Origin of the sequence: Micromonospora echinospora (assembly GCF_014203425.1) — a bacterium.
In the GTDB taxonomy this organism is placed as follows: Bacteria; Actinomycetota; Actinomycetes; order Mycobacteriales; family Micromonosporaceae; genus Micromonospora; species Micromonospora echinospora_A.
On record NZ_JACHJC010000001.1, the window covers coordinates 6,379,712 to 6,392,611 of the forward strand.

General features: G+C 72.8%; 8 protein-coding genes and 2 pseudogenes. 6 read left to right on the plus strand and 4 right to left on the minus strand.

The window, feature by feature from the left end; translation table 11 throughout:
* Positions 1 to 8: 8 nt before the first annotated feature.
* The 3 genes and pseudogenes from FHU28_RS28715 to icmA form a co-directional block, all read right to left on the minus strand.
* Positions 9 to 1,141: pseudogene (locus FHU28_RS28715) on the minus strand (arginase family protein); the annotation flags it as partial.
* Positions 1,142 to 1,199: 58 nt separating this feature from the next.
* Positions 1,200 to 2,117 carry a tetratricopeptide repeat protein gene (locus tag FHU28_RS28720; RefSeq protein ID WP_184687913.1) on the minus strand — a complete coding sequence of 306 codons (918 nt, stop codon included), beginning with the start codon at positions 2,115 to 2,117 and terminating at the stop codon, positions 1,200 to 1,202.
* 181 nt (positions 2,118 to 2,298) lie between these two features.
* Positions 2,299 to 3,987, minus strand: coding sequence for a coenzyme B12-dependent isobutyryl-CoA mutase large subunit (icmA, locus tag FHU28_RS28725; RefSeq protein ID WP_184687915.1), 1,689 nt, complete (start codon positions 3,985 to 3,987; stop codon positions 2,299 to 2,301).
* A gap of 320 nt (positions 3,988 to 4,307) precedes the next feature.
* On the opposite strand from icmA, the gene FHU28_RS28730 reads away from it, so the two are divergent.
* On the plus strand, positions 4,308 to 4,676 hold the full coding sequence (locus tag FHU28_RS28730) for a hypothetical protein (RefSeq protein ID WP_184687917.1): 369 nt from the start codon (positions 4,308 to 4,310) through the stop codon (positions 4,674 to 4,676).
* 3 nt (positions 4,677 to 4,679) lie between these two features.
* On the opposite strand, the gene FHU28_RS28735 is transcribed toward FHU28_RS28730, so the two are convergent.
* Positions 4,680 to 6,323, minus strand: a complete 1,644-nt coding sequence (locus tag FHU28_RS28735; protein ID WP_184687919.1) for a PucR family transcriptional regulator — start codon at positions 6,321 to 6,323, stop codon at positions 4,680 to 4,682.
* 106 nt (positions 6,324 to 6,429) lie between these two features.
* Here FHU28_RS28735 and FHU28_RS28740 point away from each other — a divergent pair, with 106 nt between their 5' ends.
* The 5 genes and pseudogenes from FHU28_RS28740 (at position 6,430) to FHU28_RS28760 (ending at position 12,875) form a co-directional block, all read left to right on the plus strand.
* Complete coding sequence (locus FHU28_RS28740) at positions 6,430 to 7,962, plus strand: CoA-acylating methylmalonate-semialdehyde dehydrogenase (RefSeq protein ID WP_376700844.1); 1,533 nt, start codon at positions 6,430 to 6,432, stop codon at positions 7,960 to 7,962.
* 16 nt (positions 7,963 to 7,978) lie between these two features.
* Positions 7,979 to 9,313 (plus strand): annotated as a pseudogene (locus FHU28_RS28745) (aminotransferase class III-fold pyridoxal phosphate-dependent enzyme); the annotation flags it as partial.
* A 115-nt stretch (positions 9,314 to 9,428) separates the two neighbouring features.
* Positions 9,429 to 10,559 (plus strand): thiamine pyrophosphate-dependent dehydrogenase E1 component subunit alpha, encoded by a 1,131-nt coding sequence (locus FHU28_RS28750; RefSeq protein ID WP_184687925.1) that lies wholly within the window; start codon positions 9,429 to 9,431, stop codon positions 10,557 to 10,559.
* Between the two features lie 28 nt (positions 10,560 to 10,587).
* Positions 10,588 to 11,562, plus strand: coding sequence for an alpha-ketoacid dehydrogenase subunit beta (locus FHU28_RS28755; protein WP_184687927.1), 975 nt, complete (start codon positions 10,588 to 10,590; stop codon positions 11,560 to 11,562).
* Between the two features lie 14 nt (positions 11,563 to 11,576).
* The gene (locus tag FHU28_RS28760) at positions 11,577 to 12,875 is read left to right on the plus strand and encodes a dihydrolipoamide acetyltransferase family protein (protein WP_184687929.1); all 1,299 of its coding nucleotides are present in this window, start codon (positions 11,577 to 11,579) and stop codon (positions 12,873 to 12,875) included.
* The last annotated feature ends 25 nt before the right edge of the window (positions 12,876 to 12,900 follow it).

Below are 12,900 nucleotides of genomic sequence, written 5' to 3' on the forward strand. Positions count from 1 at the left end.
CGTCTCCGGCGGGCGCCCGGCGCAGCAGGCCGGGCCCCAGCGGGTCGGTGCCGAGGTCGTCGACGGTGCCGTCGGAGGTCGGGTCGGGGCCGATCGGCTCCACCGCCACCGCCGGGGCCGGCACCGCTGCCGGGGCGGGCAGCGGCTCGGGCGCCGGTCGGCTGTCGGCGGCCCGGGGCGCGGGCGCGACCGGCCCGGCCGGCAGCAGCCGGGGCGGCACCGCTCCCGGCGCGACGACCGGGGCGAGCCCGGCCACCACCGTGTTGACGATCTCGGCCGCGTACGCCCCGTCCTGGTCGTAGTCGGGGTCGAAGACGGTCAGCTCGACGCCGAGACAGTGCGGGGTGTCGACCAGCCCGGCCAGCAGGATCTCCAGCTCGGCGAAGGCGATCCCACCGGGGTCGGGCGCGTCCACCGCGGGCATCACCGCCGGGTCGAGCACGTCGACGTCGATGTGCACCCAGTAGCCGGCGCAGTCGACGAGCTGCTCGTGCGCCCACTGGGCGGTGCGGGCGGCGCCCTCGGCGCGCAGCGCCGGCACCGGCCGGGTGGTGATACCGGCGGCCTGCAGGTCGAGGCGGTACTCGTCCTGCGCGCGGATGCCGAGCACCACCACGTCGATGTCCCGGAAGTAGGGCCGCCGCCCCTCGATGGCGGCCAGGTCGGGCTGCCCCCGCCCGGTGACCAGCGCCAGGTCCTCCCCGGCGGCCGCGCCGACGTAGGAGGCGTTGCCGGGATGCCGGAAGTCGGAGTGGCCGTCGACGAAGACCAGGCCGATCCGCCCGCCGACCGCCTCGCCGAGACGGTGCATGGCCAGCCCGGAGCCGAGCAGCACCGAGCAGTCCCCGCCGAGCACCAGCGGGAACTCGCCCCGGTCGATGATCGCGCCGATCCGGTCGGCGAGCGCCAGCGAGTACGCGGAGATCTCCGGCGCGTGGCAGACGCCGTCGCCGGGCCGCCAGTCCCCCGGGTCGTACCGGGGCGGGGTCAGGCAGCCGGCGTCGCGGGCGCGCAGCCGGGCGAGCAGGCCGTGGTCGCGCAGCGCGCCCGGCGCCTTGCCGCATCCGGGCACGGAGCTGGCGGTGGGCGGGCGCAATCCGAGGTTCGTCGGCGCGTCGAGGACGGCGATCCGGCGCATCATGGGCTCCCGTCCTCGATGGTCGGGCGGGCCGGCGGTGCGCCGGCCCGCGCGGGTTGACTCAGAACAGCGCGCTGGCCAGGGCGCGTCGGGCGGACGCCACGGCGGGGTCGTCCGGGCCGGCGATGGTGAACAGGCCGAGCAGGTGCTGGCGTACCCGGTCCCGGTCGTCCCCGGCGGTGCGCCGCACCAGGCCGACGAGCCGCTTGTACGCCTGGTCGGCGAGGCCGCTGAGCACCTCGATGTCGGCGGCCAGCAGCTGGGCGTCCACGTCGTCCGGGGCGGCGGCTGCGGCCTCCAGCGCCGCCTGCGGGTCCGCGCCGGCGACCCGGCGGGCCAGCCCGACCTGCGCCAGGCCCGCCTCCGCTGCCGCATCGGCCGGGGACTCGGCGAGGATCTTCCGGTACGCCGCCTCGGCGGCGTCGAGGTCGCCGCTCATCAGCGCGTCGTCGGCGGCGTCGAGACGCGGGTCCTCCGGCTCGGCCACCGTGACGCCGCCGGCCTTGAGCACGGCCTGGAGCCACTGTCGCAACTGCGACTCAGGCACCGGGCCGGGGAAGGCGTCGATCGGGCGGCCGCCGACGATGGCGTACGTGGTGGGCAGCGTCTGGAGCTGGAACATCTGCGCGAGCCGCGGCTGCTGCTGCACGTCGACCCGGGCCAGCAGCCACGCTCCGGCGCCCTCGGCGGCCAGCTTCTCCAGCACCGGGGCGAACTGGTCGCTCTCCGGGTAGCCGGCGGCGCCGAAGAAGACCACAACCGGTGTGGTGAGAGAGCGTTCGAGCACCTCGGACTGGATGTTCGCCTCGGTCACGTCGATCACGGCGGCGGAGCCGGCGGGGCTGCCCGGCAGCCCGGCGGGTGTGCCGCCCGGAGACGGTGTGGCGGTGGAGGTGTCGGCAGGTGCGGGGGTGCGCAGCGCGCTGAGGTCGACCGCGCCGCGGGTGAAGATCGACGAGGTGATCCGTGGGTCGCTCATGGTTGTCTAGTCTCGCACGTACCCCACGGATCTCCGACCAGCCGCGACGGCGACAGTCGCCACTCTCCCCCAGCTCAGCCCGCCCGCAAGGAAGGGCCCCCTGTTAACGCCTGCGGTAGAGGAAGGGCCCCGTATTAACAGCTGCTGTTAATAAGGGGCCCTTCCTTGCAAAGCCGGGGGGTCAGAAGCGGGCGGGCTCTCGGTAGACGCCCCACTCGGCGCGCAGGGCGTCGCAGATCTCGCCCAGGGTGGCCTCGGCGCGGGCCGCGTCGAGCATGGCGGGGATCATGTTCTCGCCGCTGCGGGCGGCCTCGACCATCCGCGCCACCGCGGCGGTGACGGCGGCGTCGTCGCGGGCCGACTTGCGCTCGGCGAGCACCCGGCGCTGCTCCAGCTCCACCTCGTGCGAGATGCGCAGGATCTCCAGGTCCTTGGACACCGTGCCGGTGTGGCAGTTGACGCCGACGATCTTCTTGTCGCCCTTTTCCAGCGCCTGCTGGTAGACGAACGCGGACTCGGCGATGTGCCCGGTGAACCAGCCGTCCTCGATGCCGCGCAGGATGCCGGAGGTCATCGGGCCGATGGTGTGCGGGCCCTCGCCGCCGAGCTGCTTGATCCGGGCGAAGATCTCCTCCGCCTCGGCCTCGATCCGGTCGGTGAGCGCCTCGACGTACCAGGCGCCGCCGAGCGGGTCGGCCACGTTCGTCACGCCGGTCTCCTCCATCAGCACCTGCTGGGTACGCAGGGCGATCTCGGCCGACTCGTCGGTGGGCAGGGCGAGCGTCTCGTCGAGGGCGTTCGTGTGCAGCGAGTTGGTGCCGCCGAGCACCGCGGCCAGGGCCTCCACGGCGGTACGCACCACGTTGTTGACCGGCTGCTGCGCGGTGAGCGACACCCCGGCGGTCTGCGTGTGGAACCGCAGCCACATGGCCTTCTCGCTCGTCGCGCCGTAGACGTCGCGCAGCCAGCGGGCCCAGATCCGGCGGGCGGCGCGGAACTTGGCGATCTCCTCGAAGAAGTCCACATGGGAGTCGAAGAAGAAGCTCAGGCCCGGGGCGAACGTGTTCACGTCCAGCCCGCGCGACAGGCCCAGCTCGACGTACCCGAATCCGTCGGCCAGCGTGTACGCCAGCTCCTGCGCGGCGGTCGAGCCGGCCTCGCGGATGTGGTAGCCGGAGACCGACAGGGGCTTGTACCGGGGGATCTCCCGGGCGCAGTACTCCATCAGGTCGCCGATGAGGCGCAGGTGCGGCTCGGGGTCGAACAGCCACTCCTTCTGCGCGATGTACTCCTTGAAGATGTCCGTCTGGAGTGTTCCGTCCAGCTTGGACAGGTCCGCGCCCTGCCGTTCGGCGGCGACCAGGTACATGCAGAAGACCGGCACGGCCGGCCCGGAGATGGTCATCGAGGTGGTCACGCCGGCCAGGTCGATGCCGTCGAACAGCACCTCCATGTCGGCGGCCGAGTCGACGGCGACGCCGCAGTGCCCGACCTCGCCGAGCGACTGCGGGTCGTCCGAGTCGCGGCCCATCAGCGTCGGCATGTCGAAGGCGACGGAGAGCCCGCCGCCACCGGCGCCGAGGATCATCTTGTACCGCTCGTTGGTCTGCCGGGCGTTGCCGAAGCCGGCGAACTGCCGGATGGTCCAGGTCCGTCCGCGGTAGCCGGTCGGGTGCAGGCCCCTGGTGTACGGGAACTCGCCCGGCCAGCCGATCCGGTCGAAGTCCGGGTACGCCGTGCCCTCCGGCGGGCCGTACACCGGGTCGACACTCATGCCGGACAGCGTGGTGAAGTCCGCGTCGCGCTTGCGGGCGGCGTCGTAGCGGGCCTGCCAGCGGGCCCGACCGGCGGCGATCTCGTCAGCGTCCATGCGCGGAGCTCCTTCTCAAGTCGTCGTCCCAAGCCCGAGTGTAGAGCGAGATCCTGAACGATCCTTAAGTGCATGCGTACCGGCCGGTAACCCGGCGCCGCCCGGCGCGAAGCCCCACCACGATCGTCGATCCGCAGGTCAGGGCCCTGTCTCACGTGCCGGACGGCTTGCCGCCGGAGCCTCCCGGGCGGCGCAGGGACATGCCACACTCCCGCCGTGGGCATGCACATCGCGATCGGGCCGATTACCTAGGCGGCGTACGCCTTCCGCGTGCGTCGCCGGCCAAGCCACCCCTGTCGGCTCGACACTGTGAGGCCCCCGTGACCACGTTCCCCTTCACCCCCGACACCGTCGATCGCCGGCCGCCCGGCCCGGCCGCCCGGCCGCACGACGAGTCCCCCGCCGCCACGTGCACGATGGTGGTGCACCTCGGCCCCGGGCACTCCACCACCGGCCTGCTCAAGGTGCTGTCCGTGCTGCACTCACGCCGGGTCGCGGTCTCACACGTCCAGTACGTGCAGTGCCCGAACCTGTCGGCGGTGATGATCGTGGAGTGCTCCCCCTCCGCGGCGTCGCTGGAGACGGTGCGCAAGAGCGTCGCGAACGCGGTGCCGGTGGTCAGCGTCAGCATGCACACCGCGCCCACCCGCGACGCCGTCCGGCGCCCGCGGGCACGTCGCGGCCGGTGACCGTCAGCCCGCGGACCCGGAGACGCCGCCGCCGCGCATGACGTCCCGGGCGGTGAGCGCCACGTGCAGCGACAGGCGCCGCTCGCTCGAATCCAGGTCGACGCCGAGCACCCGCTCGATCAACTGCAACCGCTGGTACAGCGCGGACCGGGACAGCGACATCTCCTCCGCCGCGCGCCGCTTGTTGCGCCCCTCGACCAGGTACGCCTCCAGCAGGCCCACGTGGTTCGTGCCGTGCCGCTCGTCGTAGGAGAGCAGCGGCCCCAGCTCGCGCTCGACGAACGTCTGCAGGCGCACGTCGTCGCGCAGCAGGTACAGCAGGCCCCGGAGGCGGACGTCGAGGAGCCGGTAGAAGGGCCGGGGTTCGGCGGTGTGCGCCGTGGCGTCGGCCACCTGCGCCGCCTCGACCAGCGAGCGCCGCGCCAGGTCGAGAGACCTGACCACCGAACCGGCGGCGACCACGACGTCCGACCCGGCCCGCAGGCCCGCCCGGGTGAGCGCGGTGGACAGCCCGAGCAGCGCGCCCTCGTCGGACTCGGCCTCGGTGAGGGCGACGAGCACTGTGACCTCCGCGCCACCGAGCCCGTCGACGTCACCGGCCAGCGCCGCCAGCCCGCAGTCGCGCACCGCCGCCTCCACCGCGTCCAGCAGTTCCCGGCGGCGCACGTTCATCTCGACGCCGGGACCCGGGCCCGGGCGGCGCCTGCGTACCACGACCCCGAGCAGCCGCCGCTGCTCCAGCGCCACACCGAGCCCGCGCGCCCGCAGCGCCACGTCCCGGGTGGGCGCCGAGTGGTTGACGATGCTCCACAGCAGGCTGCTGCGCGCCTGCCGTTCGACCGACGAGTCGTCCCGCGCGACGAGCTGGTTCAGCGCGATGGTGGACGCGGCGCGCTCCAGCAGGACGCTCGTCCGGGCCGGCGGCTCCTGGTCGCACAACAGCACCAGCCGCCCCCACCGGTTGCCCCGGGCCTCCACGCCGGTCACCAGCCAGCCCGAACGCGGCTCGTAGCCGGTGCCGGACGGGACCTCGACCGCGCGCGAACGGGTCTCCCAGCGGTCGAGCAGCTCCTCGGCCGACAGCGGGCCGGTCTCGTACGCCAGCACCTGGTGGGAGAGGTTCTCCAGCACCGCGGGACGCCGGGACAGGCGGGTGACCTCACGGAGCACCTGCCGGGGCTCCGCGCCCTCCACCGACAACTCGGTGAAGATGCGGTGGATCTCGTCCTTCGCGAGCAGGTCCGCCGTCTGCTCCTCGACGATCACCGAGTGGACCACCTCGGTCACCGCCACGAACCGCATCTCCCGCTGGAGCGCGACGAGCGGCAGGTTCCGGCTGCGGGCCTGCTCGACGAGCGCGGCCGGCAGCGTCCCGCCGAACCGGCGGCCCAGCTCGACCACGACCCCGGCCGCGCCGACCGCCGCCAGGCCGTCGATCCACCGGCGCAGCCCGTCGTCGTCCGGCGGCAGGCCGATACCCGTGGTCAGCACCAGCTCCCCGCCTCGGAGCAGGTCGGCGATCTCCGGGATCTCGGCGACGTGCACCCAACGCACCGGCGCGTCCAGACGGTCCCGCCCGGCCATGACACGCGGCCCGGCCTGCTGCAACGCCGGCAGTTCGAGCACGTCACGAACCGTCATCGGCATCAGACCGTCTCCCTCCTCGCTCCGGCGCACAGTATGTGTGCTTCTCCAGGGCGGGAACGACACAGTGCCCATTGTCCGGGCCTGGGGAAGCGCAGATGATCCGGGCATGACCCAGACAGCACCCGGCACCGCGCCCGCTCCCATTCCGCTGGAGCGGGTGACCCACTGGATCGACGGCAAGCCGTTCGCCGGCGTCACCGAGCGTACGGCCCCAGTCTACGATCCGGCGCTGGGCACGGTCCGGACGGAGGTGCCGCTGGCTTCCGTCGACGAGGTGGACCAGGCCGTCGCCTCCGCCGCCGCCGCGTTCGCCTCCTGGCGGGCGTCGTCGCTGACCAAGCGCACCCAGGTGCTGTTCGCGTTCCGGGAGCTGGTGAACCAGCACAAGCAGGAACTGGCCGAGCTGATCACGGCCGAGCACGGCAAGGTCGTCTCGGACGCCCTGGGCGAGGTCACCCGCGGTCTGGAGGTCGTCGAGTTCGCCTGCGGTATCCCGCACCTGCTCAAGGGCGGCCATTCCGAGGGCGTGTCCACGAACGTCGACGTCTACTCCATCCGGCAGCCGGTCGGCGTGTGCGCCGTCATCTCCCCGTTCAACTTCCCGGTGATGGTCCCGATGTGGTTCGTGCCCATCGCCATCGCGGCCGGCAACACCGTCGTCCTCAAGCCCAGCGAGAAGGACCCGTCCGCGTCGCTGCTCGTCGCCCGGCTCTGGGAGCAGGCCGGCCTGCCCGCGGGCGTGTTCAACGTGGTGCACGGCGACAAGGTGGCAGTCGACCGGCTGCTGGAGCACCCCGAGGTCAAGGCGGTGTCGTTCGTCGGCTCCACCCCGATCGCCAGGTACGTGTACGAGACCGGCACCCGCAACGGCAAGCGCGTACAGGCCCTCGGCGGCGCGAAGAACCACATGGTGGTGCTGCCGGACGCCGACCTCGACCTGGCCGCCGACGCGGCGGTCAACGCCGGGTTCGGCTCGGCCGGCGAGCGGTGCATGGCGATCTCCGCCCTGGTGGTCGTCGAGCCCGTCGCCGACGACCTGGTGTCGCGCATCCGCGAGCGCATCGCCGGCCTGAAGATCGGTGACGGCCGCCGCTCCTGCGACATGGGACCGCTCGTCACCAGGGAGCACCGCGACCGGGTCGCGTCGTACCTCGACGCGGGCGTCGAGGCGGGCGCCGAGCTGGTGGTGGACGGCCGGCAGGTGCAGGTCGACGGCGACGAGGCCGGGTTCTGGCTCGGGCCGAGCCTGCTGGACCGGGTCTCGCCGGAGATGAGCGTCTACACCGACGAGATCTTCGGGCCGGTGCTGTCGGTGGTGCGGGTCGGCAGCTACGACGAGGCGCTCAAGCTGGTGAACTCCAACCCCTACGGCAACGGGACCGCCATCTTCACGAACGACGGCGGCGCGGCCCGCCGGTACCAGAACGAGGTCGAGGTCGGCATGGTCGGCATCAACGTGCCGATCCCGGTGCCGATGGCCTACTACTCGTTCGGCGGCTGGAAGGACAGCCTCTTCGGCGACTCCCACGCCCACGGCGCCGAGGGCGTGCACTTCTTCACCCGCGGCAAGGTGGTCACCTCCCGCTGGCTCGACCCGAGCCACGGCGGGATCAACCTCGGCTTCCCCGAGAACGACTGAGCAGCGGAGAGAGGCCACCATGAGCACCAGCGCACGCCGCACCTACGAACTCGACCGCGCCCACGTCTTCCACTCCTGGTCCGCCCAGTCCCTGCTCGACCCGATGGTGGTCGAGCGCGCCGAGGGCTCGTACTTCTGGGACGGCGACGGGAACCGCTACCTGGACTTCTCCTCCCAGCTCGTCAACACCAACATCGGCCACCAGCACCCGGCGGTGGTCGCGGCGATCCAGGAGCAGGCCGCCAAGCTGTGCACCATCGCGCCGTCGTACGCCAACGACGCCCGCAGCGAGGCGGCCCGGCTGATCGCCGAACGGGCGCCGGCGGGCCTGGAGAAGGTGTTCTTCACGAACGGCGGCGCGGACGCGATCGAGCACGCCGTCCGGATGGCCCGGCTGCACACCGGCCGGCCCAAGGTGCTGTCCCAGTACCGCAGTTACCACGGCGGCACCCAGACCGCGGTGAACCTCACCGGCGACCCGCGTCGCTGGCCCAGCGACAACGGCACCGCCGGGGTCGTGCACTTCTTCGGCCCGTTCCTGTACCGGTCGGAGTTCGGCGCCACGACCGAGGAGGAGGAGAGCGCGCTCGCGCTGCGCCACCTCGAACGCGTGGTGGAGATGGAGGGACCGTCCACCATCGCCGCGATCGTGCTGGAGACCGTGCCGGGCACCGCCGGCATCATGCCGCCGCCGCCGGGCTTCCTGGCCGGCGTACGCGAGCTGTGCGACAGGCACGGCATCCTCTACATCGCCGACGAGGTGATGGCGGGGTTCGGGCGTACCGGCGCCTGGTTCGCCATTGACCACTACGGCGTGACGCCCGACCTGATCACCTTCGCCAAGGGCGTGAACTCCGGTTACGTCCCGCTCGGCGGTGTGGTGATCGCCGACCACGTCGCCGACACGTTCGCCACCCGCCCCTACCCCGGCGGGCTGACCTACTCCGGTCACCCGCTGGCCACCGCCGCCGCCGTCGCGACCATCAACGCGATGCGGGACGAGGGCATCGTCGAGAACGCCGCCCGGATCGGCGAGGACGTGCTCGGCCCGGGGCTGCGGGAGATCGCCGAGCGGCACCCGAGCGTCGGGGACGTACGCGGGCTCGGCGTCTTCTGGGCGCTGGAACTGGTCCGCGACCGCGAGACCCGGGAACCGCTGGCGCCGTACGGGTCCTCGTCGCCGGAGATGAACGACGTGCTGGCCGAGTGCAAGCGCAACGGCCTGGTCGTGTTCGCCAACTTCAACCGGATCCACGTGGTGCCGCCCTGCACCGTGTCGGAGACGGAGGCCAAGGCGGGACTGGCGGTCCTCGACGAGGCGCTGACACTCGCCGACCGGCACACGGTCTAGACGTACACCCATCACCGCCCGCCGGGTCCACCCCGGCGGGCGGTCCCATATCCGAGATCCGCGAGACGGCCGGCGACCCCGGCGACGCGGAGACCCCGCACCCAGAAGGTGACGAATGACTACCGTAGATCTCGCCGACCCACCGGTCACCAACCCCTTCACCGGCACCACCGACCTTCCGCGCGCCGCCGAGGGCTGGACCCAGCTCGTCACCCCGGACGGACGCCTGCACCCGGACGTGGACGTCGACCGCGACGCCCTCGGCCACCTCACCCGCGACCTGTACCGGGGGATGCGGCTCGCCCGCCGCCTCGACGACGAGGCGTTCGCGTTGCAGCGGCAGGGCGAGCTGGGCCTGTGGTTGCAGTGCCGCGGACAGGAGGCCGCACAGGTCGGCTCCGTCGCGGCGGTACGCGCCGACGACTACGTCTTCCCGAGCTACCGCGAGCACGCCGCGGCGCTGTGGCGCGGCATCGGCCCGGCCGACCTGCTCCGGCAGTGGCGGGGCGTCGCGCACAGCGGCTGGGACCCGGAGCCGTACTCGTTCCACATCTACACGCTGGTCCTGGCGGCCCAGCTGCTGCACGCCACCGGGTACGCCCTCGGGGTGCAGCGCGACGGCAGCGACATGGTCGTCGTGACGTACTTCGGGGACGGGGCCGCCAGCGAGGGCGACGCGAGCGAGGCCATGAACATCGCCGCCGTCAACAACGCCCCGATGGTGTTCTTCTGCCAGAACAACCAGTGGGCCATCTCCACGCCGGCGGCGTCGCAGACCCGCACGCCGATCCACCGGCGCGGCGCCGGATTCGGCCTGCGCAGCGAATGGGTCGACGGCAACGACGTGCTCGCGGTGTACGCGGTGACGTCCGCGGTGACCGAGCACGCCCGTGCAGGCTCCGGCCCCGCGATCGTCGAGGCCACCACGTACCGGATGGGCGGGCACAGCACGTCGGACGACCCGACCCGGTACCGCACGGACGACGAGCTGGAGGCGTGGCGGGCGCGGGACCCGCTGGCCCGGGTCGAGGCGCTGATGCGCGCCGAGGGCTGGAGCGACGAGGCGTTCCTCGGCCAGATCCAGGCCGAGGCGGACGAACTCGCCGACCGGACCCGCCGGGAGTGCCTGGCCCTGGCGGCGCCGGACCTCGCGGACGCCTTCGCCACGGTGCTGTCCGACGTGCCCCAGCTTCTGCGGGAGGAGCGCGACGCGTTCGTCGCCTACCGCGCCTCCTTCCTCGACTGACGCCAGCCCCGATCGGAGAACTCGTTTCATGCTCACTCTCTGTCAGGCACTGAACAGCGGCCTGCGCCGCGCCATGGAGGACGACGACAAGGTCCTCCTGATGGGCGAGGACGTCGGCCGCCTCGGCGGCGTCTTCCGGGTCACCGACGGTCTCCAGAAGGACTTCGGCGAAGCCCGGGTGGTGGACACGACCCTCGCCGAGTCCGGGATCATCGGCACCGCCATCGGCCTGGCGCTGCGCGGGTACCGCCCGGTCTGCGAGATCCAGTTCGACGGCTTCGTCTACCCCGCGTTCAACCAGATCGTCTCGCAGCTGGCCAAGATGCGGGCCCGCACCGGCGGCCGGACCAGCCTGCCGGTGGTCGTGCGGATCCCGGTCGGCGGCGGCATCGGCGCGGTGGAGCACCACAGCGAGTCGAACGAGGCGTACTTCGCGCACACCGCCGGGCTGCGGGTCGTCTACTGCGCCAGCCCGGACGACGCGCACTGGATGATCCGGCAGGCCGTCGCCGGTGACGACCCGGTGATCTTCTACGAGCCGAAGCGCCGCTACTGGGTCAAGGGCGAGGTGACACCGGAGGACGCCGGGCCGCCGCTGCCGCTGGACCGCGCCCGGGTCGTGCGCCCCGGCGCCGACGTGACGCTGCTGACGTACGGCGGCACTGTCGCCACCTGCGTCGCCGCCGCCGAGGCCGCCGCACAGGAGGGACGTGACATCGAGGTGATCGACCTGCGGTCCATCTCCCCGCTCGACGTGGCGACAGTCGAGGAGTCCGTCCGCCGTACCGGGCGGGCGGTGGTGGTCCACGAGGCCCCCACGTTCGCCGGATTCGGCGCCGAGGTCGTCGCGCAGGTGACGAGCCGGTGCTTCTACTCGCTGGAGGCGCCGGTCGAGCGGGTCGGCGGCTTCAACCTGCCGTACCCGCCGGCCAAGGTCGAGGAGGAGTACCTGCCCGACCTGGACCGGATCCTCGACGCCGTCGACCGCGTCCTCGCCGCCTGAAGGGAGAGGTACCCGTGACCGTTCAGCAGTTCCGCCTTCCCGACGTCGGCGAAGGGCTCACCGAGGCCGAGATCGTCACCTGGCGGGTGGCACCGGGCGACCCGGTCCGCCTCAACGACATCCTGGTGGACATCGAGACCGCCAAGGCCGTCGTCGAGCTGCCCAGCCCGTACGCCGGTGTGGTGGACCGCCTCCTCGCCGAGGAGGGCCAGACCGTCGACGTCGGTTCGCCGATCATCGCGATCCGGGTGGCGGGCGACGGCCCGGCGGCCACGCCCGCCGACGAGCCCGCCGCCGAGCCGCCGACCGGCGACGAACCGACCGCCGACGAGCCGGCGGCGGAGCGCACCGCGGTGCTCGTGGGCTACGGGGTGTCCGCCCAGGCGCGGACCCGCCGGCCACGCCGCGCCACGCCGTCCGTCCGCCCGGCCGAGCCGGCCCGCGGGCCGCACACGTCCCGGCCGCCGGTGCTCACCAAGCCTCCGCTGCGCAAGCTCGCGAAGGACCTCGGTGTGGAACTGGCCGACGTCCGCGGCAGCGGCCCCGGCGGTCTCATCACGCGCCAGGACCTGCTCGACCACACCACCGTCCGGACGCCGGTGGCCGACCACCGGCGCGACGAGCGCCTGCCCGTACGCGGAGTGCGCAAGGCGACGGCGGCCGCCATGGTCGCCAGCGCGTTCACCGCGCCGCACGTCACGGAGTTCCTCACCGTCGACATGACCGGCACCGTCGAGTTCGTGGCCCGGCTGAAGCAGGACCCGGCCTTCCAGGGCGTGAAGGTCAGCCCGCTGCTCGTGGCGTCGCTCGCAGTGCTGGACGCGATCCGCCGGTACCCCGACGTCAACGCCCGGTGGGACGAGGAGAACCAGGAGATCGTCCGGTTCGCCGACGTCAACCTCGGTATCGCCGCCGCGACGCCGCGCGGCCTGCTGGTGCCGAACGTCAAGGCCGCGCAGAACCTGGCCGTACGGGATCTCGCGGTCGCTCTGAACGAGCTGGCGGGCACCGCGCGGGAGGGCCGCACCCGTCCCGCCGACCTGTCCGGCGGCACCATCACGATCACCAACATCGGTGTGTTCGGGGTGGACGCCGGCACCCCGATCCTCAACCCCGGTGAGGCGTCGATCCTCTGTCTCGGCGCGCTGCGCCGCATGCCGTGGGTCGTCGACGAGCAGGTCGTTCCCCGGTGGACGGTGCAGTTGTCGCTGTCCTTCGACCACCGGCTCGTGGACGGGGAGCTGGGCAGCCGGGTGCTCGCACACGTCGGGCGGTTCCTGGAGGACCCGCTGTGGGGCCTGGCCCTGCGCTGAGGCCCCGGCAGACAGACGGCGCGTG